General features: G+C 73.7%; 25 protein-coding genes. 12 read left to right on the top strand and 13 right to left on the bottom strand.

Annotated elements, in window-relative coordinates:
- Positions 1-29 precede the first annotated feature (29 nt).
- From AC07B0_RS01575 to AC07B0_RS01565, 3 genes are all read left to right on the top strand, one after another.
- Positions 30-1,202, top strand: coding sequence for an alpha/beta hydrolase family protein (locus AC07B0_RS01575; RefSeq protein ID WP_469378889.1), 1,173 nt, complete (start codon positions 30-32; stop codon positions 1,200-1,202).
- Between the two features lie 191 nt (positions 1,203-1,393).
- Positions 1,394-2,389, top strand: coding sequence for an ATP-binding cassette domain-containing protein (locus tag AC07B0_RS01570; RefSeq protein WP_356883520.1), 996 nt, complete (start codon positions 1,394-1,396; stop codon positions 2,387-2,389).
- The gene (locus tag AC07B0_RS01565; RefSeq protein WP_356883522.1) at positions 2,386-3,198 is read left to right on the top strand and encodes an ABC transporter permease; all 813 of its coding nucleotides are present in this window, start codon (positions 2,386-2,388) and stop codon (positions 3,196-3,198) included. The genes AC07B0_RS01570 and AC07B0_RS01565 overlap by 4 nt, the downstream gene beginning before the upstream one ends.
- Positions 3,199-3,207: 9 nt before the next feature.
- Here the strand turns inward: AC07B0_RS01565 and AC07B0_RS01560 are convergent, their stop codons facing one another.
- The 3 genes from AC07B0_RS01560 to AC07B0_RS01550 all read right to left on the bottom strand — a co-directional run bounded on the left by AC07B0_RS01560 (position 3,208) and on the right by AC07B0_RS01550 (position 5,315).
- Positions 3,208-3,429 (bottom strand): hypothetical protein, encoded by a 222-nt coding sequence (locus AC07B0_RS01560; protein ID WP_356883524.1) that lies wholly within the window; start codon positions 3,427-3,429, stop codon positions 3,208-3,210.
- A gap of 137 nt (positions 3,430-3,566) precedes the next feature.
- Positions 3,567-4,433: an AraC family transcriptional regulator gene (locus tag AC07B0_RS01555; protein WP_356883526.1), complete on the bottom strand. Its 867-nt coding sequence runs from the start codon at positions 4,431-4,433 to the stop codon at positions 3,567-3,569.
- Positions 4,434-4,562: 129 nt separating this feature from the next.
- The gene (locus AC07B0_RS01550; RefSeq protein WP_356883528.1) at positions 4,563-5,315 is read right to left on the bottom strand and encodes an amidohydrolase family protein; all 753 of its coding nucleotides are present in this window, start codon (positions 5,313-5,315) and stop codon (positions 4,563-4,565) included.
- Positions 5,316-5,457: 142 nt separating this feature from the next.
- Here AC07B0_RS01550 and AC07B0_RS01545 point away from each other — a divergent pair, with 142 nt between their 5' ends.
- The 6 genes from AC07B0_RS01545 (at position 5,458) to AC07B0_RS01520 (ending at position 8,055) form a co-directional block, all read left to right on the top strand.
- Positions 5,458-5,742: a hypothetical protein gene (locus AC07B0_RS01545; RefSeq protein ID WP_478896165.1), complete on the top strand. Its 285-nt coding sequence runs from the start codon at positions 5,458-5,460 to the stop codon at positions 5,740-5,742.
- Positions 5,739-6,338 carry a hypothetical protein gene (locus tag AC07B0_RS01540; RefSeq protein ID WP_478865300.1) on the top strand — a complete coding sequence of 200 codons (600 nt, stop codon included), beginning with the start codon at positions 5,739-5,741 and terminating at the stop codon, positions 6,336-6,338. Before AC07B0_RS01545 ends, AC07B0_RS01540 begins: the two co-directional genes overlap by 4 nt.
- A gap of 130 nt (positions 6,339-6,468) precedes the next feature.
- Complete coding sequence (locus AC07B0_RS01535) at positions 6,469-6,696, top strand: hypothetical protein (RefSeq protein WP_467292184.1); 228 nt, start codon at positions 6,469-6,471, stop codon at positions 6,694-6,696.
- Positions 6,697-6,793: 97 nt separating this feature from the next.
- Entirely contained in the window at positions 6,794-7,420 is a 627-nt protein-coding gene (locus AC07B0_RS01530; RefSeq protein WP_356883536.1) for a TetR/AcrR family transcriptional regulator, read from the top strand.
- 54 nt (positions 7,421-7,474) lie between these two features.
- Positions 7,475-7,783 (top strand): hypothetical protein, encoded by a 309-nt coding sequence (locus AC07B0_RS01525; protein WP_356883538.1) that lies wholly within the window; start codon positions 7,475-7,477, stop codon positions 7,781-7,783.
- A 92-nt stretch (positions 7,784-7,875) separates the two neighbouring features.
- Positions 7,876-8,055: a hypothetical protein gene (locus AC07B0_RS01520; RefSeq protein ID WP_356883540.1), complete on the top strand. Its 180-nt coding sequence runs from the start codon at positions 7,876-7,878 to the stop codon at positions 8,053-8,055.
- Positions 8,056-8,155: 100 nt separating this feature from the next.
- Here the strand turns inward: AC07B0_RS01520 and AC07B0_RS01515 are convergent, their stop codons facing one another.
- The 10 genes from AC07B0_RS01515 to paaA all read right to left on the bottom strand — a co-directional run bounded on the left by AC07B0_RS01515 (position 8,156) and on the right by paaA (position 17,189).
- Positions 8,156-8,764 (bottom strand): sortase domain-containing protein, encoded by a 609-nt coding sequence (locus AC07B0_RS01515; protein ID WP_356883542.1) that lies wholly within the window; start codon positions 8,762-8,764, stop codon positions 8,156-8,158.
- A gap of 267 nt (positions 8,765-9,031) precedes the next feature.
- Positions 9,032-10,348 (bottom strand): crotonyl-CoA carboxylase/reductase, encoded by a 1,317-nt coding sequence (gene ccrA / locus AC07B0_RS01510; RefSeq protein ID WP_356883544.1) that lies wholly within the window; start codon positions 10,346-10,348, stop codon positions 9,032-9,034.
- A gap of 64 nt (positions 10,349-10,412) precedes the next feature.
- Positions 10,413-11,606, bottom strand: coding sequence for a kynureninase (locus tag AC07B0_RS01505; protein ID WP_478896692.1), 1,194 nt, complete (start codon positions 11,604-11,606; stop codon positions 10,413-10,415).
- An 88-nt stretch (positions 11,607-11,694) separates the two neighbouring features.
- The gene (locus AC07B0_RS01500) at positions 11,695-12,546 is read right to left on the bottom strand and encodes an alpha/beta hydrolase family protein (protein WP_356883546.1); all 852 of its coding nucleotides are present in this window, start codon (positions 12,544-12,546) and stop codon (positions 11,695-11,697) included.
- Positions 12,539-13,402: a tryptophan 2,3-dioxygenase gene (locus AC07B0_RS01495; protein WP_356883548.1), complete on the bottom strand. Its 864-nt coding sequence runs from the start codon at positions 13,400-13,402 to the stop codon at positions 12,539-12,541. The genes AC07B0_RS01500 and AC07B0_RS01495 overlap by 8 nt, the downstream gene beginning before the upstream one ends.
- A gap of 48 nt (positions 13,403-13,450) precedes the next feature.
- Positions 13,451-14,575 (bottom strand): 2Fe-2S iron-sulfur cluster-binding protein, encoded by a 1,125-nt coding sequence (locus AC07B0_RS01490; protein WP_478896162.1) that lies wholly within the window; start codon positions 14,573-14,575, stop codon positions 13,451-13,453.
- Positions 14,575-15,075: a 1,2-phenylacetyl-CoA epoxidase subunit PaaD gene (gene paaD, locus AC07B0_RS01485; RefSeq protein WP_356883552.1), complete on the bottom strand. Its 501-nt coding sequence runs from the start codon at positions 15,073-15,075 to the stop codon at positions 14,575-14,577. Before paaD ends, AC07B0_RS01490 begins: the two co-directional genes overlap by 1 nt.
- Positions 15,072-15,869 carry a 1,2-phenylacetyl-CoA epoxidase subunit PaaC gene (paaC, locus tag AC07B0_RS01480; RefSeq protein ID WP_478896160.1) on the bottom strand — a complete coding sequence of 266 codons (798 nt, stop codon included), beginning with the start codon at positions 15,867-15,869 and terminating at the stop codon, positions 15,072-15,074. Before paaC ends, paaD begins: the two co-directional genes overlap by 4 nt.
- Positions 15,862-16,185: a 1,2-phenylacetyl-CoA epoxidase subunit B gene (locus AC07B0_RS01475; protein ID WP_478865305.1), complete on the bottom strand. Its 324-nt coding sequence runs from the start codon at positions 16,183-16,185 to the stop codon at positions 15,862-15,864. The genes paaC and AC07B0_RS01475 overlap by 8 nt, the downstream gene beginning before the upstream one ends.
- Positions 16,182-17,189 carry a 1,2-phenylacetyl-CoA epoxidase subunit PaaA gene (gene paaA, locus AC07B0_RS01470; RefSeq protein WP_469379083.1) on the bottom strand — a complete coding sequence of 336 codons (1,008 nt, stop codon included), beginning with the start codon at positions 17,187-17,189 and terminating at the stop codon, positions 16,182-16,184. Before paaA ends, AC07B0_RS01475 begins: the two co-directional genes overlap by 4 nt.
- 295 nt (positions 17,190-17,484) lie before the next feature.
- Between paaA and AC07B0_RS01465 the strand changes: the two genes are divergently transcribed.
- From AC07B0_RS01465 to AC07B0_RS01455, 3 genes are read left to right on the top strand one after another with little or no spacing between them, the layout of a single operon-like run.
- Complete coding sequence (locus AC07B0_RS01465) at positions 17,485-17,781, top strand: acyl carrier protein (protein WP_356883562.1); 297 nt, start codon at positions 17,485-17,487, stop codon at positions 17,779-17,781.
- Positions 17,781-19,253 carry a class I adenylate-forming enzyme family protein gene (locus tag AC07B0_RS01460; RefSeq protein ID WP_478896158.1) on the top strand — a complete coding sequence of 491 codons (1,473 nt, stop codon included), beginning with the start codon at positions 17,781-17,783 and terminating at the stop codon, positions 19,251-19,253. Before AC07B0_RS01465 ends, AC07B0_RS01460 begins: the two co-directional genes overlap by 1 nt.
- Positions 19,250-19,951 (top strand): 4'-phosphopantetheinyl transferase family protein, encoded by a 702-nt coding sequence (locus AC07B0_RS01455; RefSeq protein ID WP_356883566.1) that lies wholly within the window; start codon positions 19,250-19,252, stop codon positions 19,949-19,951. Before AC07B0_RS01460 ends, AC07B0_RS01455 begins: the two co-directional genes overlap by 4 nt.
- The last annotated feature ends 200 nt before the right edge of the window (positions 19,952-20,151 follow it).

The raw sequence follows: 20,151 nt of genomic DNA, 5'->3' as shown, positions 1-20,151 counted from the left end.
TGCCTAACATCCTCCTCTAGGATGCGGGCATGAAGAAGATCATCCGTACGCTGACGGCAGTGGCCGCCGGCTTAGCCCTTGCCGTACCCACCGCCCTCGCGTCCCCCGCCGTCGCCGCGACCGCCCCGGCCGGGGACGCCACCCGGATCGAACTGCCGCGCCCCACGGGCGCCTTCGCCGTGGGGCGCGACACCCTCCACCTCGTGGACCGCGAGCGCAAGGACCCCTGGGTGCCGGCCGCCGACCGGGAGTTGCTGCTGTCGCTCCACTACCCGGCACTCCCCCACACCGGAACTCCCGCCCCCTACATGGCCGTTCCGGAGGCCAGGGCGCTGCTCACCGACCGGGGGCAGCTCGGCGAGTACGCCACGCCCGAGCGCGTGGCGGCCACCCGTACGCACGCCCGGTCCGGCGCGCTGCCCCGACCCTCGGCCCACCGTTACCCGCTGGTCCTCCTGTCCCCCGGCTTCACCCTGCCGCGCGCCTCGCTGACCACCCTGGCCGAGGACCTCGCCAGCCGGGGCTACGTCGTGGCTTCGGTGGACCACGCGTACGAATCGGACGGCACCGTCTTCCCCGGCGGGAGGGTGCTCGACTGCAAGGCCTGCGAGCAGGTGTTCCCCGACGGGTCCCTGCACCGGGTCTCCGACGGGCGGGCCCGCGACATGGCGTTCGTCCTGGACCGGCTCACCGGGCCGCACTCCGCGTGGCGCCACTCCCGGCTGATCGACCCCCGGCACGTCGGCATGGCCGGCCACTCCATCGGCGGCGCCGCGGCCTCGGCCACCATGGCCTCCGATCCGCGCGTGCACGCGGGCGTGAACATGGACGGGACCTTCTTCACGCCGATACCCGAAGGGGGCCTGGGAGGGCGCCCGTTCCTGATGCTGGCCGGGGATCCGGCCCTGCTGCCGCCCGACTTCCCGGACACCTCCTGGGAGGACAACTGGCCCCGGCTGGACGGCTGGAAGCGCTGGCTGACCGTGACGGGGGCGGGGCATCCCGCCTTCACCGACTGGCCCGTGCTCGGCGACGGGGCGGGCTGCCCCCATCCGGAGACCCCGCTGTCGGGGACCCGCTCGCAGCAGATCACCCGGTCGTACGTCGGTGCCTTCTTCGACCTCCACCTGCGCGGGATGCCCGCGCCGCGCCTGGACGGGCCGACGGCGGCCGACCCGGAAGTCGTGTTCCACCGCGGCTGAAACCCCGCACGGGCGTGTCCGCTCCGTGGCCCGGCCGCGGACGGTGCCGTGGGCCGGCTGAGCCGGGGCGGGGCGAGGGGCGGGAGGAAGGGGCCGGACCGGGTCACGGGCCACCGGGAAGCGGACTGTCAGTGGCGTGGGTCACAGTTGTAGGACTGCTGGCGCTTCCCGCGCGGAGACGAGGTGATCCCATGAGCCACGCGATCCGGGCCGAGGGTCTGGCCAAACGCTTCAAGGAGACGCGTGCGCTGGCCGGTGTGGACCTTCAGGTTCCGGCCGGGACGGTGTGCGGGCTGCTGGGTCCCAACGGTGCCGGGAAGACGACGGCGGTCCGCATCTTCGCGACCCTCCTCGTGCCGGACTCGGGGCGGGCCGAGGTCGGCGGGTACGACGTGGTGCGGGAGGCGGGCCGGGTCAGGTCGCTGATCGGGCTCACCGGGCAGTACGCCGCCGTCGACGAGAACCTGACGGGTACGGAGAACCTGCTGATGATCGGCCGGCTGCTCGGCATGCCGCGCGGGGACGCCCGGGCCCGGGCGGCCGAGCTGCTCGACCGGTTCCACCTGTCGGACGCGGCGGGCCGGGCCGCCAAGGCCTACTCGGGAGGCATGAGGCGGCGTCTCGACCTCGCGGCCAGCCTGGTCGGGAGACCGCAGATCCTCTTCCTCGACGAGCCGACCACCGGCCTCGATCCGCACAGCCGCGGCGAGGTGTGGAACATGCTGCGCGTCCTGGTCGCCGAGGGCATGACCACCCTGCTGACCACGCAGTACCTGGACGAGGCCGACCGGCTCGCCGACAACATCGTGGTCGTCGACAAGGGCGCGGTGATCGCCGACGGCACCCCGGACGAGCTCAAGTCGCAGGTGGGCGGGCAGGTGCTGCAGCTGCGGCCCGCCCGCGCGGCCGATCTGGGTGCGGCGCACGCCCTGATCACGCAGGAGGCCGGGCCCCAGGCCGGGATCGAGGGCGACGAGGTCACGGCGCCCGTCGGTGACCCGTCGCTCATGCCGCGCGTCGTACGCCGGCTGGACCAGGCGGGCATCGAGGTCGGCGAACTCACCCTGCGGCGCTCGTCCCTCGACGAGGTGTTCATGGTGCTGACCGGACACCGTGCGGAACCGGGCGGTCCGCCGGCCGGCACGGACGCCGACGGGCGGCGCACGAAGGCGGTGAGCCCGTCATGACGAGCACGACGATCGCCCGGGACCCTGGCCGCGGCGGCACGGTGCGGCCCCTGGCCGCCGTGCGGCAGACCGCCACCATGGCGTGGCGCAGCCTGGTCTCCGTGAAGCACAACCCGCTGGAACTCGTCGACTACAGCATCACGCCGATCATGTTCGTGTTCCTGTTCACCTTCGTCTTCGGCGGACAGATGGCGGGCTCCCCGCAGGAGTACCTCCAGTACGCGCTCGCGGGGATCATCGTCCAGAACACCCTCTTCATGAGCATGTACACCGCCATGTCGTTGAACACCGACCTGACGAAGGGCGTCTTCGACCGGCTGCGCAGTCTGCCCATCGCCCGGTCGGCGCCGCTGTTCGGACGCATCACGGCCGACCTGGCCAAACAGTTGTGGGCCATGGTCCTGATGATCGCGCTGGGGGTGCTGCTGGGATTCCACGTCACCGGAGGCGTGGCGGGCTTCCTCGGCGGGGCGCTGTTGCTGCTGATCTTCGCCGCCGCCGTCTCGTGGGTGGCGGTGCTCATCGGGATGGTCGCGGGCGACGCCGAGAAGGTGCAGGTGTACGCCTTCACCTTCATCTTCCCGATCACGTTCACCAGCAGCGCGTTCGCCCGGGTCGACACGATGCCCGGCTGGCTCCAGGCGTGGGTGGAGGTCAACCCCGTCACGCAGCTGTCGGATGCCTTCCGGGGCCTCCTGCTCGGCACCCCCGCGGGCCGCCCGATCATGTGGTCGCTGGTCTGGGCGGCGGGCATCGCGGCGGTGTTCATGCCGTTGGCGATGCGCGCGTACCGCTCCCAGGGCCGCTGACGGGGTGGGTCACCATTCGGGGTGGACGTCGTAGCTGTCGTAGCGGGTGCCGTTGCCGTCGATCCAGGGGCGGAATCGGCCCGGTCCGCCGTCCTCGCGCGCGTAGCGGACCGGTTCGCCGGAGTCGTCGGCGACGATGACGGCGCCCGCCCGCTGGGCCGCGCGCAGGGAATGGGTCCAGTGGGGTCCGTGCCTGCCGGTCACGTAGTCGGGAACCTTGCTCTGTGACATCCGGTGAACCCCCTGACCGACGCCGGGCCGTCCCGTCCCGGGGCGAACGTATCCGTCTGGAAGGCGACTACCCGCAGATCAGCGGACTATCACTTCCTGGTCCGCCCCGGGCCGGCGGCGCGCCGCCTTGTCCGGGGTCAGGCCTGTTCCCGCTCCACCGGGAGCCACAGTTCGGCGTCCACCTCGGACGTCGCGGCGGAGAAGTCCGTGCGCAGGATCTCGGGGCCGGGGCGGCTGCGGTACGGGTTGGACGGGAACCACTGGGCGTACACGTCCCGCCACAGGTACTGGATGGCCTGCGGGGCCGGGCCGGAGGTGGTGAACACCGCCCAGGTCCCGGCCGGGACGGTCAGGGTGGTGGTGCCGTCGGGGGCGGGTGCCGACGTGATCACGCCTTGGTAGTAGTCGAGCTCCGTGCCCTCCGCACGGCTCGGATCGAGATCGTCACAGACCGCCACGATGCCCTGCGGCTGCTGGTCCGACAGCGGTTCCAGCAGTCCCAGCCGCTGCGTTCCGATCCCGCGGACGAAGTCGATGATCGCCTGGTTCGGCCCCGCGTGCACCAGTGGCACCCGGGCCTTGTAGCCGACGACGGTGAAGTCGGGCCGGTCCACTACGCGATATCGCATGCTGTTGCTCCCTTCGACGGTGAGGCGGAAGGTGAGCCGGGCCTGGGACACGAGCGCGGTGCCGGTGCGCCGGGCCTCGCCCGGGCCGACGCCGTGCATCGCGCGGAACGCCCGTGCGAACGCCTCGCCCGAGCCGTAGCCGTACCGCACCGCGATGTCCAGCAGCGGCTCGCGGCCGGTGAGGACCTCGGCGCCCGCGACGGTCAGGCGCCGCCGCCGTACGTATTCCGACAGCGGCATGCCCGCCAGCGCCGAGAACATCCGGCGCAGGTGGTACTCCGAGGTCGCCGCGCCGCGCGCCAGCTCGGCCACGTCGACGGGCCGGTCGAGGTGACCCTCGATGTGTTCCATGACCTGGTTGAGTCGCTCCAGCACTCCCGGTCACCTTCCTTCCTTGCGATCCCCACGCTAGGCAGCGCGCGTACCGGCCGACCCGACATCCTGTGCCCGATCGGGTCGGGTGCGGGCGCACCGCGGCGGGCACCGGCCTCGCGGCCCTGCCGCTCACACGCGGTAGAAGGCCGCCGCGTTGTCGTGGAGTACGGCGTCCAGGTGTTCTCCGGCCGCGTCCGCGAGGAGGTCGAGATCGGTGTCGGCGAAGGGGCGGCGGGCCCGTGTCGAGGGGAGGTCGGAGCCGGCCATCAGGGCGGTGGGGTCGGCCTTCAGCACGGCGCGGACCGCTTCCGGGACGTCGAGTTCGACCCTGCCGAAGCCGGTCGCCTTCACCCGGACCCCGCGCTCGACCAGCGCGAGGAGGTGCGGGAGGCCGTCGGCGTGCAGGCCCAGGTGGTCGATGCTCACCGCGGGGAGCGCGGCCAGGGTCTCCGCGAGTTCGGGCAGGTCGCGGGAGTCGACGTAGAGCTCGGTGTGCAGGCCGGCCACCGCGTGGGCGCGGCGGGCCAGCGCGTCGAGGTGCTCCAGGCTCGCGGATCCGCCCCGGCGCAGGTTGAAGCGCACGCCGCGCACGCCCCGGTCGGCGAGGCGGAGGAGCTCCGCGTCGGGGAGGTCGTGCGGGATCTGGGTGACCCCGACGAATCGCGGGCCGAGCCGGGAGAGGGCATCGAGCAGGTAGCCCTGGTCGAAGCGCTGGAACGATCCGGAGACGACGGCGCCGCCGCTGACGTCCAGGGCGGCGGTACGGGTCCGGTACTGGCCGACGGTGAACTCCTCGGGAGTGAACCCGTCGTTCTCGAACAGCGGGAACCGGCTGTCGATCACGTGGAAGTGGGCGTCGAAGAAGGGGTGTCGGGGGTTCACGGGATTCCTTTCGTGCGCACCGTCAGGGGTAACCCTGCCAGCCCGGCGGCGCACAGGGCCGAAACGACCGGTTCCGGCGACCCCGGGCCGGTCGTGTCAAGAAATTCTTGACACGACCGGTCCGTCAAGGTTTGATTGACACATGCCGATCTTGAATCCGAACAGCCCGTCCGACCAGCCCTCTTCCGCCGCCACGACGGCGACCGCCCTGCTGCCGATCGCCATCGGCCTGCCCGCCCTGGCGTCGGTGTTCGCCGACCGGCTCGGCACGGCGGGGTCGGCGGCCCTGGCCGTCGCGTCCCTGGTCCTGATTGCCGGCGTCGCGGGGCTCCTCGGGCGGTCCGCGGCCCGGAACACCGCCGCCCGCGACCGCCGCGACCAGGACGTACTCGACGCCCTCGACCCGCTCGCCGGTGCACGGCGATGACGGACGAGCAGCTGCTGGGCCCGGAGGAGACCGTACGGATCCGGGAGGGCATCGCCGCCGCCGTCCTCGGCGCGTCCGACGGACTGGCCGATTCCCTCGAACACGACGCCGCCGGTTACCTGCGCCTGGTCGACGCCTCACGCGTCGGCGCCGAGGAAGCCGGCCGGATCCTGCGCGAGGCCGTGCAGGGCGCCCGGGCCGCCGGGCACAGCTGGGACACCGTCGGACGGATCCTGGGAGTGAGCCGCCAGGCCGCGCAGCAGCGCTTCGGGGACAAGGCGAAGGGCGCCGTCCCCTCCGGGGCGGCCACGGGCGGACCCGACGGCCCGGAGCGCCGGGTGCTCAGCCCCCTGTCCGCGTTCAACGAAATGGCGGCCCTCACGGCCGCCGGGCTGGAGGGCTGGCACCTGGTCGGCTACGGCTCCTTCTTCCACGAGGTCGAGGCCTCGGACCACCCGTGGGAGCACTGCCGGGTCACCCTCGCCGCCGGCGGGCGCAACCGGCGGATGGAGGCGGAGGGCTGGATCCCCGTCGGCGCGGGCTGGTTCCCCTGGCGCTACTACAAGCGCCCGCTCCCGCCCGCCGAGGAGAGCTGAACCGGCGCCCGGCGCCCCCGGAGTGCGCGGATCCGATGTAAATGTGATGCGGATGCGCGCAGTGCCGGTGTACTACTGGTGCGGTACCGGTGCGATATCGGTGCAACCCAGCCGACAGGAAGGCACGGCAATGGACCAGCTCCCCTCCCACCCCGACAGCGAACGCTATTCGGTGACCCTCTGCCCGCCGGCGGTGACGATCGTCTCCGAGCTCGTCGCGGAGAGCGGCGTCAGCAAGTCCGACGTGATCAACCGGGCGGTGCTGCTCCTCGGCTTCATCGAGCGGGAGCGCGCCAAGGGCAACGACCTGATGATCCGTGACACCGAAGGCGCCCTGGAGCGCATCCACATCATCTGAGGCGGTTCAGGGGCGTTCTTCATGGTACGGCGGTACCATGAAGGGGTGTCCGGGCCGGCCGGGCAGCGGATCACCCCGACGAGCGGAGACGGAGCACATGCCGAAGCGCGTGGACCATGAGGAACGGCGCACCCAGCTGGCCGAGGCACTCATCCGCGTCGCCGGGCGCCAGGGGCTGCACGCCGTCGGCATGCGCGACGTGGCCGCCGAAGCCGGCGTCTCACTGCGGCTCGTCCAGTACTACTTCCAGACCAAGGAGAAGCTGCTCTTCTACGGGCTCCAGCACCTGACGGCACGCTTCACCGCACGGGTGGGGGCCCGCCTCGCCGCCGCCGGCCCCGACCCGGGCCCCCGCGCCACCGTGGAGGCACTGCTGCTGGCCTCCCTCCCGACCGACGAGGAGAGCCGCACGTTCCACCTCCTCTACAGCTCCTACGCGATCCTCTCCGTGACCGACGAGGCGCTCGCCGCGCAGCCCTTCATCGACAACCCCGACGCCGCCGAGAACGCCCTGGCCGGCCTCCTGCGCCAGGCACAGGAAGCGGGGCTGGCCGACCCGCGCGCCGACGCCCGCACGGAAGCGGTCAGCCTGCTCGCGATGGCCGCGACCATGGGCACGAGCATCCTCGTGGGACAGCGCGACCCCGAGTCGGCGATCGCCGTACTGCGCCACCACCTGGACCGCATCTTCACCGTCAACGGGCCCTCCCCCGCGCCCGCATGACACCGCGGGACACGGCGGGGCGGGACTGTCGGAGGGCACGCCTATCCTGTGGCCATGTCAGTCAACATCGATCTTGCCTTCACCGTCACGGGCATCGCGGACGAGCCGCAGGCCTGGGAGATCGTCCGAGCCCTCCAGGGCCTGCTCCGCGACGAGAACATCGAGAACCAGGTCAGCCTCGGCGTCGCGAAGGACGACGACGGCGCGTTCTTCGTCTCCGGGGAATCCGACTTCCCCCTCGGCATCTCGCGGTTCTACCTGTGGCAGCCGCAGTTCGAGGGGGCCTTCGCGGCGACGGTCTCCGAGGTCGCCGCGGGCGCAAAGCCCGAGGTCCGGTGGGGGTACCCGGACGAGGAGTACTGACCCGCCGGCCGCGGGGCCGGGGCGGCGGGGCCTGAGGCCAACTGGAGCAAGCCGGGCTGCGCGACGGCCGGGAGCCTGGTCGCATCGGCGGAATGAAAGACCCCTTCGCCTGTGACGACCCCGCCGTGCTCGCACCCTGCGCCACGGGTGACCGGGCGGCGGCCCGCCGGGCCGTCGCCGCCCACGCCACCGACCGCGCCGACCTGCAGACTCTCCTCGACGTCCTCGGCCTCCTCCCCGAGCACGACCCGCCCCCGGAACGCCCCGCCTGACGCGGAACCACCTCCGCGGCCGCCCCGGCGACCGACCGCCGCCGGGGACGGCGCAGGAGGTGTGCCCGCCGTGGGGCGGGGCCGTGGGGCGGGGCCGGCCTCAGGACTTGGTGGCGGTCAGGACGCCGATCTTGTCGAGGCGGTGTTCGGGGTTGTTCTGGGCGTCGCGCCAGAAGTTGCCCGCCGCCTCGTCCTCCGGAGTGAGGCAGGTGGTGACGGTGATCATGGCCCGCATGGGCACGGCACCGGGCGAGCCGGGGACCGCCGCGCGCTGCGCCGCCATCGAGGCCGGCGAGCGGAAGGAAGTCGTCCGGGTTCCGGTGATCGTGTACTGGTACGTGACTCCCCCCGCGGTGACGATCACGGAGGCGCCCGTGGGCAGCGACGGCAGGTTCCGCAGCGGTCCGCCCGCCACGATCCGGTGGCCGGTGACGATGTAGTTGCCCACCTCACCCGGGCCCGCCCCGCCCCCGGGGCCGTGCGGGCTCGCGGCCACGCCCCGGTCCTGGATCCGGGTGCCGGGGGCGTCGTCGGGACTGCCCTGGTACGGGACGACCGGCAGGTTGGAGAGACCGATGGCCGGTATGGAGATCACGGCGGCCTGGGCAGCGCGCGCGACGGCGTGGTCGGCGGTCGCCGCCGGCGCTCCGACGGGGGCCAGCAGGGCGGTGCAGGCGGCGCCGGCGCACAGGAAGAGACGCGGTGACATGGCGGCCTCACCGGATTCCGGTCGGATGATCGGTCCGATGGGGCGCGGGCGCGGACGGCGTACGGGTCATGGCGGGCCTCCGATCAGGGGAAGGGCCGGGAAGGGGACCGCCCCGGGGCGCCGTCGGAGGGCGCGCGCGGGAACCCGCACCTCGGGGGCGGGATCAGCGGTCTCCGACCGGCGCCTACCCGCCCCCACCACCGGAAACCGCCCCGCGCTCCGGATGCACCGGGCCCGCACCTGGTGTAGGGGGGCGCCTCCGGCGGCCTACTGGCGGTAGAGGTTGATCTTGTCCTCTCCGATGCGGGCGCGGAGTTCGGGGTCGTCGATGCCGAGGTTCTCGGACGGCGCCGCGCACAGGACGGCGACCTTGCCGATGTGCTGGTTGGTCTGTACGGCCCGGGTGGCCTCGCCGGCGGCGTCCAGGGAGTACACCTTCGACAGGGTCGGGTGGATCATGCCGCGGCTGATCAGGCGGTTCGTCTCGACGGCCTCGTGGTAGTTGAAGGCGTGCGAGCCGATGATCTGCTTCAGCCGCATCCACAGGTACCGGTTGTCGTACTCGTGCTTGTAACCCGTCGACGAACCGCAGGTGACGATCTTGCCGCCGCGCTTGGCGACGTACACGGAGGTGCCGAAGGTCTCGGCGCCCAGGTACTCGAAGACGATCTGCGGGTCCTCCCCGACCAGGGAGCGGATGGCCTCGCCGAGGATCCGCCCGGCCTTCGGGTGGCGGAACCCGCTCTCGTCCAGACCGAGTTCCGAGCGGTTGACCACGTGCTCGCAGCCCTGCGCCCGCACCAGCGCCGCCTTCTCCGCGGATCCGACGACCGCGACGGGAATGCCGCCGCCGTTCTTCACCATCTGGGTGGCGTAGGAGCCGAGGCCGCCGGTGGCGCCCCACACCAGCACGACGTCGCCCTGCTTCATGCGGGCACCGTGGTTGCCGACCAGCATGCGGTACGCGGTGGCGGCGCAGAGGGTGTTGGAGGCGGCCTCCTCCCAGGACAGGTGGGCGGGCTTCTTGACGAGCTGGTTGGCCTTGACCACGCAGAACTCCCCGAGCGAGCCGAAGTTCGTCTCGAAGCCCCAGGCCAGCTGGGTCTCGGTCATCATGCCGTCGTCGTAGGAGGCGTGGTCCTCCTCGTCCACGTACGAGGGGGAGATGACGACCTTGTCGCCGACCTTCCAACTCTTCACGGCGGAACCGACGCGCACCACGACGCCCGACCCGTCCGAACCCACCTGCTGGTACGGGAGGTCGTGGCGGCGGCCGTACCAGCCCTGCCGGCCGAACTTCTCCAGGAACGCGAACGTCGGCACCGGTTCGAAGATCGCCGACCAGACGGTGTTGAAGTTGATCGCGGCGGACATGACGGCGACGACGCACTCGTTGGGGGCCAGTTCGGGCATGGGCACCTCCCCCACGTGCAGGGACCGGCGGACGTCCTTGTCGGTCTCGCCCTCGAACATCCCCACATCCTCCTTGCGCAGGTAGGCGGCGCGGTAGCTGGACGGGAGGGCGGTGGCTCGCAGTTCCTCGGGGGTGGCACCGGCGACGACGGCCTGGAGCAGGTCGGACATGGGAGTTCCTCTCGGAGGGGGTGGGCGTGCGCGTGGGCGCGGGACGGGTGGGGCGGTGCGTCCGTCAGGCGGGCGCGGTGACGTCGCGCAACGCCCGGACGGCGCTGAGCACGTCGCGGTGCGAGACGTAGAGGGAGTTGAAGCCGAACCGCAGCAGGTCCGGGGGCCGCGTGTCGGCGAGGATGCCGCGCCCGGCCAGCGCGTCGATCAGCGCGGGTGCGTCGGAGCGGCGCAGGGCGACCTGGGCGCCGCGGCGCCCGGGGTCGCGCGGGGTGACGCAGTCGAACCCGCGCCCGGCCAGCAGTTCGTCGGCGCAGTCGATGAAGAACCCGGTCAGTGACTGGTTCTTGGTCCGGACCGCGTGCAGGTCGACTCCGTCGAAGGCGGTCAGGGCCGCCTCCAGCGCCAGCAGGGACAGGATCGCTGGAGTGCCGATGCGGGCCCGGCCCAGGCCGGCGGCCGGGGTGTGGGTGGTGCCCATGTCGAAGGGCCTGGCGTGTCCGTTCCAGCCGGTCAGCGCGGGGTCGTAGGCGGACTGGTGGCGTTCGGCTACGTACAGGAAGGCGGGGGCGCCCGGACCGCCCGACAGGTACTTGTAGCCGCAGCCCACGGCGAGGTCGACGCCGAGGTCGTCCAGGGCGACGGGCATCGCCCCGGCCGCGTGGCACAGGTCCCACAGGGCGAGCGCGCCCACCGCGTGGGCGGCGCGGGTGAGGACGGCCATGTCGTGGAGTTCGCCGGTGCGGTAGTCGACGGGGCCGTACGAGCAGACGGCGACCTGCTCGCCGTGCTCGGCGAGGAAGGCGGGCAGGGCCCCGGCCGCCACCCGGCGCACCTGGAGGCCGTGGACGCGGGCCACGGTGTCGGCGGCGTACAGGTCGGTGGGGAAGTGGTCGGGGTCGGTGACGAGCAGGCTCCGGCCCGGCCGCAGCCGGACGGCCGCGGTGAGCGCGTTGTGGAGCTGGACGCTGGTGGAGTCGCCCGCGAGCGTGCGGCCGGGCGCCGCGCCGATCAGCCGGCCGACGGCGTCGCCGACCCGCTGCGGGGCCTGCCACCAGCCGTTGGTGTCCCACGAGCGGATGAGGTCGGTGCCCCACTGGCGGTGTACGACGTCGAGGAGGGCGGGCGGGACGGCGGCGGGCAGCGCACCCAGCGAGTTGCCGTCGAGGTAGACGCAGCCTTCGGGGAGCAGGAAGCGGCTCCGGAGCGGGGCGAGCGGGTCGGCCGCGTCGAGTGCGGCCGCGCGTGCCGCGAGGATCCCGGCGGCGGGGGAAGCGGGGGCGGTCACGGAAGTCCTCCGGTGGGGTGGCGGGGGCGGGCCGGGCAGGCCGGCGGGGGCGGCGCGATCAGGGGGTCCCGGGTCGGGCGTGCTCGGCGTGGAGCCGGCGCAGCAGGTCGACGAGGATCCGGGCGGGCTCGGAGCCCGGTTCGATGAAGGTGTAGTGGCCGGTGCCGGGCAGGCTGATCAGCCGGGCGTCGTGGTGGACCGCCGCGTAACCGTGGAACTGGTCGTGCGGGACCTCCTCGTCGGCGGCGCCGTGCAGGATGACGGTGGGGACTCCGGTGGTGCCGTGGGGTGTGAGCAGGGTCAGCGGGTCCACCAGCGGCAGCCGTTCGCTCACGGCCCGCGCGCCGCCGAGGAGCTGGAGGGCCGCGCCGTCGCTGAGGTCGTCGCGGATCGCCGCGGCGAGGTCGGTGATGGGGCCGAAGCCGACCACGGCCGCGGGCAGCTTCGTGGTGTGCCACGGGGAGCCGGCGGGCAGCAGGCCCCGGGCCGCGGCCCACAGCGCGAGGTGGCCGCCCGAGCAGTGCCCGGCCAGGACGAAGGGCCGGCCCCCGGTGAGGGTGTCGACGGCGAGCGCGACGTCGTCGAAGGTGGCCGGGTAGCCGCCGGCGCCGCCCGAGCGGCGGAAGCCGGGCAGGACCACGCCGACGCCCTGGCGCGCCAGGTGGGCGGCGAAGGGGGTCAGGTGCATGCGGTCGTAGCGCCAGTACCCGCCGTGCAGCAGCATCACCAGGGGCGCGTCGGGATCGTCCGCCGGCCACATGTCGTACACCTGGTGGGGGTGGGGCCCGTACGAGCCGTGGACGGGGGCCATGACCGGTTTCTGGCCGAGGACGCGGCGTTCCTCCGCCAGCGCGAACGCGGACGGGGTCCGGGGGGCGGGAGCGGTGGCCGCCGAAAGGGTGTCAGACATGGCTGCGGGCACTCCAGATCTCGGGGAAGACGGGGCGCTGCGTGCGCTTCTCCAGCCAGGCCACGCCGGGCGAGCCGCCGCTGCCCGTCTTCGCGCCCATCGCGCGCCGGGTGGCGAACAGGTGGTCGCCGCGCCAGCGCTGGACCGACTCGGCGAGGTCCGTCAGGAGTTCGCCGAGGGCCACCAGGGGGTCGTCCTGGGGGCCGGCGTACACCTGCCGCCAGGCCTCTTCCACGCCCTCGTCGAAGGGGTACGGCTCGGTGAGGTCCCGTCCCAGTACGGCTGCGGGGACGGGCAGGCCGCGGCGGTGGAGGTGGGCCAGTACCGCGTCGTAGAGCGAGGGCTCGGCGAGGGCGTTCTCCAGTTCCCGGTAGACCTCGGGGTGGTTGCGGTGGGCCTGGATGAGCGAGCGGGACTTGTCGCCGAGCAGGAACTCCAGGTGGCGGTAGGTCGCGGACTGGAAGCCGGATGCGGTGCCCAGCACCGCGCGGAAGCCGTTGAACTGCGCGGGCGTCATCCTGGCGAGGGGGCGCCAGGCCTCGTTCAGGGCCCGGTGCGCGTCGAGGCTGCGGCGCAGCGCGTCGAGGGCGGCGGGAAGCCGGTCCTCGTCCAGGGCCTGACGGGCCGTGCGCCATTCGTGGGCGATGAGGGTGAACCACAGCTCCATGACCTGGGTGGTCACGATGAAGGACATCTCGCCGGGCGCGTCGGAGAGGGGTTTCTGGAGGGATCCCAGCAGGGAGGCGTGGATGTACGCCTCGTAGGGCGGAGGGCCGGCGTACCTGAGGTCGGGATCGCCCTCCTGCGCTGCGTACGGGCACTGCGGTGCGGTGGCGGTGGCGGTGGCGGTGGGCATGGGTCTCCTGGTGAAGGGGTGTCGGGGTGCCTCGGCGGGGCCGGGGGCTCAGGCGTCGAAGTCGAGTTCCAGCGCTGCGGAGTCCGGCGCGGTCCGGCAGGTCAGGACGTAGCCGTCGGTCTGCTCCGCGGTGCCGGGCGCGGTCCGCGGCGGGGTGGTGACGGATCCGCGGACGACCTTGGCCCGGCAGGTGCCGCACAGGCCCGCGCGGCACGAGTAGGGGGCCTCGGGGCGCGCCCTGACGACGGTGTCGAGGAGCGAACGGTCCGCGGGGTCGGTCGTGGTGGTCGTCGTACGGCCGGCGAGGCGCACGGTGATCCGTCGGCCGGGGGCCGCCGGGTCCGCGGGCGGGGGCGCGAAGGTGCCGTCGGCGGCGAAGAGTTCCTGGCGCACCCGGTCCCGGCCGGCCCCCGCCCCGAGGAGGGTTTCGCGGGCCGTGGTGACGAGCCCTTGGGGGCCGCACAGGTAGAAGTGGGTGTCCTCGTCCGCGGGGTCGGCCTCCAGCAGGGCGAGCAGGGACCGGAGCCGGGCGGCGTCGGCCCGTCCGGAGAGCAGGCCGGCGGCCTGGGCCTCGCGCGACAGGACGTGCAGGGCGCAGAACCGGTCCAGGTGGGCGTCCTTGAGGTCGGACAGTTCGTCCGCGAGCAGCGCGGAGCGGGCGTCGCGCGCCGCGTGCAGGACGGAGACCCGGCAGGCCGGGTCGTCGCGGAGGGCGGCGGCGGCCATGGCGGACAGCGGGGTGATGCCGCTGCCTCCCGCGACCATGACGTGGTGGGCGCCGGGGTGGTCCGCCAGGCGGAACGTTCCGGTGGGCGGGGCGACGTCGAGGGTGTCCCCCTCGGCCAGGACGTGCTGGGCGTGGTCGGCGAAGCCGCCGGGGCCGAGCCGTTTGACGACGAGGCGCAGTGCGGCCGGCTCGCCGGGTGGCGGGCAGGCGGAGTAGGTGCGGCGCAGTTCCCGGCCGTCGGCGCGGTGGCGCACGGTGACGTGCTGGCCGGCCCGGAAGGCGAAGGCGGGGGCCAGGTCCTCGGGGAGGGCGAGGGTGACGGCCACCGCGTCCGGGGCCGGCCGCTCCAGCCGGGTCACCCGGAGCCGGTGCCAGGTGTTGTGGGCCGCGGTGGGCGCCGCGGAGCCGCCGGCAGTGGGCGGGGCGGTCCGTGCGGTCGCGTCCATCACACGGTCCTGAAGCGGGGGAAGGACTCCTGGCAGCCGGTGCAGGTCACCATGACCTGGCAGCGGGTGGCGCCGAAGAGGCTCTGCGGGCGGGTCGCGGCGGAGCCGCAGTTGGGGCAGGGGGCGCCGGTGCCCAGGCGCAGCGGTGTCGGTGCGCCGACGGGCGCGGGGGGTGCGATGCCGTGCTCGGCGAGCTTGTTCCGGCCCGCGGTGCTGATCCATTCGGAGGACCAGGCCGGGGAGAGGACCTGGCGGACCCGGCCGTCGGGGTGGCCGCAGGCGGTCAGGACGTCGCGGATGTCGGATTCGATCTCCGGCATGGCCGGGCAGCCGAGGAAGGTGGGGGTGATCTCCACTTCGACGACGCCGTCCGGTGCCGGTGCGACGGAGCGTACGACGCCCAGGTCGCCCAGGGAGACCATGGGGAGTTCCGGGTCGGGGACGGCCTCGACGCGGACCTTGACGGCGGCCGGTGAGAGCCGGGGGGCGGGCGGGTTCACCAGGTGCCTCCCGGGTGGGCCCGGCGTACTTCCCGGAGCTCGGCGATCAGGTCGGGGAAGCCCGGGGTGTGGGCGCCGCGGCGTCCGCCGCAGCGGTGTTCGGTCACGGTGGGCCGGCGCAGACCGGCCTCCGCCAGCACGGTGGTCATGTCCTGCTCCCAGGCTTCTCGCAGGGCCGTGGGGGAGGTGACCGTCCCGTTCCGGGCCAGGCGCCGGACGGGGCCGTCGGCCTCGAAGAGTTCGTCGGTGTAGGGCCAGACCCGGTCCAGGGCGTCCTGGAGGCGCCGTTTGCTCTCGGGGGTGCCGTGGGCGAGGCAGGCGACCCACCGGTCGGCGTGGGCACGGTGGTAGCGGGTCTCCTCGGCGGCCCGCCGGGCGAGGCCGGCCAGCTCCGGATCGCCCGCGTCGCGCAGGGCCTCGTACCGGAGCAGGGCGTGGTGCGTCCAGACGAGCTGGCGCGCGACGAGGTCGGCGAAGTCGCCGTTCGGCAGTTCGGCGAGCAGGACGTTGCGGAACTCCGAGGGCTCGCGTCCGTAGGCGAGTTCGTCCTCGTCGCGTCCGGTGCCGTCGTGGCGGCCGCTCTGCGAGAACAGTGTGCGGGCCTGGCCGAGCAGGTCGAGGGCGATGTTGGAGAGCGCGAGGTCCTCCTCCACGGTCGGCGCGCGGGTGATCCACTCGCACAGGCGCTGGGCGAGGACCAGCGCGTCGTCGCCGAGGCGCAGGGTGTAGGCGGCGAGGTCGCGGCCCGGGCCGGTGTCGTGGCGGGCCGGCCGGCGGGTGTCGGTGTCAGTCATGGGTGGTCCCGTCGTCGGGCGCGGCGCGGTCGTCGCCGTGCAGCGGTACGTAGTCGTCCGCGTAGCGGAAGGGCCTGTCCCCGGCGTTGCTGAAGAGCATGGGCTTCTCGGCGGGGGTGGCGGCCCGGATCGCGTCGGCGGGCACCACCCACAGCGAGGCGGGGTCGTCCCGGCGGGTGAAGAGGTCGCGGGCGTGGGCGAGCGCGGTGTCGGAGTCGGTGCCGCGGACCGAGCCGACGTGCTGGTGGGCCATGCCGCGGCGCATCCGGACGAACACCTCCCAGGTCGTGTGCGCGGTCGGGCCGGCCGGGCTCATGCCGCGTTCCTCTCGCTGCCGGCCGTGCCCCGGGCGGCGTGGGCGTCGGCCGCCTCGCGGACCCAGGCGCCGTCCTCGTGGGCGGCGACCCGGCGCGCCACCCGGTGTGCGGCGCACTCGGTGCCGGCGGCGACGGCGTCGCGGTACGTGCTCCAGTCGACGGGGGTGAAGTCGTAGTGGCCGCGTTCCGCGTTCCACCGGATCAGCGGATCGGGGAGGGACAGGCCGAGCCGTTCGGCCTGGGGGACGCAGCTGTCGACGAACCGTTGGCGCAGCTCGTCGTTGGTGTGCTGTTTGATGCCCCAGGCCATGGAGCGGCGGGTGACGGCGGCGCCCATGGCCGCCGTACGGGCGTCCGGGCCCGAGCCCGCGGTGGTGTCGGGCGGGCCGAACATGAGGGCCACGGCGGGCAGCCACCAGCGGTCCACCGCCTCCTGCGCCATCCGCCGCTGGCTCGCGGTGCCGCGGGCCAGCGACCAGAGCACGTCGTAGCCCTGGCGGACGTGGAAGGTCTCCTCCAGGCAGACCCGGCGCATGGCGCGGGCGTAGGGGCCGTAGGAAGTCCGGCACAGCGGCGCCTGGTTGATGACGGCGGCGCCGTCGGTGAGCCAGGCGATGGCCCCGGTGTCGGCCCAGGTCGCGGCCGTGACGTTGAACGTCGCGGAGTGGTGCTGCTGTCCCCGGTGCAGGGCGTCGAGGAGGTCCTCGCGCCGGGTCCCGAGGGTCTCGGCGGCCGCGTACAGGTACAGGCCGTGACCCGCCTCGTCCTGCACCTTGGCGAGCAGGCTCGCCTTGCGCCGCAGGGAGGGGGCGCGGGTGAGCCAGCTCCCCTCCGGCTGCATGCCGATGATCTCGGAGTGGGCGTGCTGGGCGATCTGACGGATCAACATGCGCCGGTAGCCGTCGGGCATGTCGTCGTCCGGTTCGATGCTCTCGCCGGCGGCGATCAGTTCTTCGAACCGCGGTGCGTCGCCGTCCTGCTCCGGTGGCGTGGTCACGGTGATGGCTGTTTCCTTCCCGCTCGGAGGGGATCCGGCGACGGGGACGTTCGTCCCCGGGCGTCGCCCCCAGTGGGGTGCTGTCACCCGGAAAAGAGCCCCGGCGGGCCCGTGACAATCCCTCCGGGACCACGATTGCGGGAGTGACGTAGCCCACACGGTGTGCGGGGAAGGTCGGGGCGCCGCGGTGCCTCTTCCCGTACGAGGTGCCCCTGACCGGTCCGTGTTGACGGACCGCGGGCGGACCCGACGAGAGCGCCGGCGAACGGCGCGTCATCAGCCAGAACGAGGAGAACCACACATGAGCGTCGTACGAGGGATGTTGGTGGAGCTGACCGGTACCCCCGAGTTCGCGGAGAGCATCGGCGACGACGTCGACCTCGGTGCCAGCGGCATCGACTCGGGCGACCTGGTCCGCCTGGTCCTGCTCATCGAGCAGCGCACGGGCGCCGAGGTCACGGCGGAGGAGATGGAGCGGCTGGTCACCCTCGCCGACTACGAGCGTTTCGTGGCCGGCCGCGAGGGTGCGGGAGCCGAAGGAGCGGGAGCCGAAGGTGCGGGAGCGGCGTTCGCGGGCGCCGAGGCCGGGCGCGCCTGATGTGGCTGACCCAGCTGCTGGACCGCAACGTCCAGTGCTTCCCCGACCGCGCGGCCGTGGTGGACCGGGACCGGTCCGTCACCTGGTCCGCCCTCCGCGAGCGCACCGGATCGCTCGCCCGCGGCCTGGCCGCGCTCGGCGTCCGGCGCGGTGACCGGGTCGCGGTCCTGTCCCAGGACCGGGTCGAGGTCATCGAGAGCTATTTCGCCCTGGCCCGGCTCGGCGCCCTGTTCGTCCCGCTCAACCACAGCCTGACCCCCACCGAGGTGACGGGCATCGTGGAGCGCACCGGTGCGGTGGCCGTCCTCGGGGAGTCCGCCCTGCTGGAACGCCACCCGGAGCTGCCCGTGCGCTGGCGCGTCGCCCTGGACGGGCCCGAGTTCGCGGCGCTCGGCGAAGGGCTGGACGGTCCCGGTCTGCCGCCGGTGCCCGATGACGCCCCGGCGGCCGTCCTGCACACCTCGGCGACCACCGGCCGGGCCAAGGGCGTCACCGTCGACCACGCCTCCTTCCGGGCCATCGCGCTCGGCTGGCTCGCGTCCGCGCGGCCGGCGGACGACATGGTGCTGGTCAACTGCTGCCCGCTCTACCACGGCAGCATGGTGGTCTCCCTGACGTACATGGCGGCCGGGGCCACCCTGGTGCTGGTGCCCGGCTTCACGCCGCAGACGGCGCTCGCCGCGATCGCGGACAACCGGGCCACCCACGTGTGGCTCGTCCCGCAGATGCTGCGCTTCCTGCTGCGGGCCAGGTCCCTCGGGTCCACCGACCTGTCGAGCCTGCGGGAGGTCCTGTACGGCGCCGCCCCGATGCCCGCGGACGTGTACGCGGAGGCGGCGGACCGCCTCGGCTGCGGTTTTCGTCAGGTGTACGGGATGACCGAGGTGGGCGGCCCGTTCGTCACCCTCGGCCCGGAGGAGCACCCGGCCCCCGACGCCATGCCGGAGGTCCTGCCGAGCGGCCGGGTCATCCCCGGCATGTCGGTGCGCGTCCTCGGGCCGGAGGGGGACGAGCTCTCCCCCGGCGGCGTCGGCGAGATCCACGTACGGGGCCCGGGCGTCATGCGCGGCTACTGGGACGACGAGGAGGCCACCCGGGCCATCACGGTGGACGGCTGGACCCGGACCGGAGACCTCGGTTTCCTCGACGGGGAGGGCCGGATCCACCTGGTGGACCGGGCGAAGGACCTGATCATCAGGGCCGGGATGAACGTCTACCCCATGGAGGTGGAACGGGCGCTGCACACCCACCCCGCCGTGCTCGACGAGGCCGTCGTCGGCGTCCCGGACGAGGACTACGGCGAGGTGCCCGTCGCCTACGTGGTGACCGACGGTCCGGTGGCGGAGTCGGAGCTGGTGCGGCACCTCGCGGAGCGGCTGGCCCCGTACAAACGCCCCCGGCGCATCGAGTTCGTCGCCGCTGTGCCCCGCAACCCGGCGGGGAAGATCCTGAAGAAACTGCTCCGTACATGAGGCCGCGGACCGAGGCGGATCCGGTGCGGGTGGAACGTGCACTGCGCCGGCTCGCTCCGGTCCTGGCGTCCGAGGGCCTCCGTCTCGCCATCGCCCGTGATGGCGAGACGGAGGCCCTGACGCATGGTCCGGACGAACGCCGGCTCGCCGACGCGATGCACCCCCTGCGACGCGGCACCTTCCTCGCCGGGCGCTGCGCGGCCCGGCGCGCCCTGCGGCACGCGGGGCTGCCCGTCACCGGGATCCGCTACCTCGCGGGCGGGCGCAGGCCCGCGTTCCCCGAGGGCAGCGTCGGCTCGCTCTCCCACTCCGGCGGCCTCGCCGTCGCCGTCGTGGCGGACGCGCGGCGCTACCGCGCCCTGGGCTGCGACCTGGAACTGCGGCCGCTGCCGCTGGAGACGGCCCGGCTGGTCCTGGGGCCCGCGGAGCGGGACTGGCTGGACCTCGCCCCCGGTCCGGGCCCGGCCGAAGGCCGCCTCCTCGCCCTGTTCTCGGTCAAGGAGGCGGCCTTCAAGGCGTTCCACGCCGTGCTCGGGGCGGACGCGCCCACCCTGGTGCGGAACATCGGGGTCCGTCCGGTGCGGGGCGGGTTCCGGGCCGTCGCGGAACACCTGCCGGCGGGCCCGGCGCTGTTCGTGCGGCTGCGCTCCGTCGGCCCGGGCGGCGTGTTCAGCTGGGCGGCCGTCGAAGTGCCCTGAGCCCGCCCGCACGGACGGCGAACGGCGCCGGTACCCCGCAGGAGCGGGGTACCGGCGCCGTTTCGCGTTCCGTGTGAGGTTCCGCGGGGAGGGGTCCCCGCGTGGGAGGTGCGGGCGTTCGCGACGCGACGGAGCCCGCCGGGCCGCGGACGGAGGTCCGCGGCCCGGCGGGCCAGGGTAGGTGGAAGGGGAGGGAGGGT

Source organism: Streptomyces sp. NPDC044704 (genome assembly GCF_056433525.1).
Note: the sequence above shows the minus strand (reverse complement) of the source record. Positions and strands in the feature narration are given on the sequence as shown.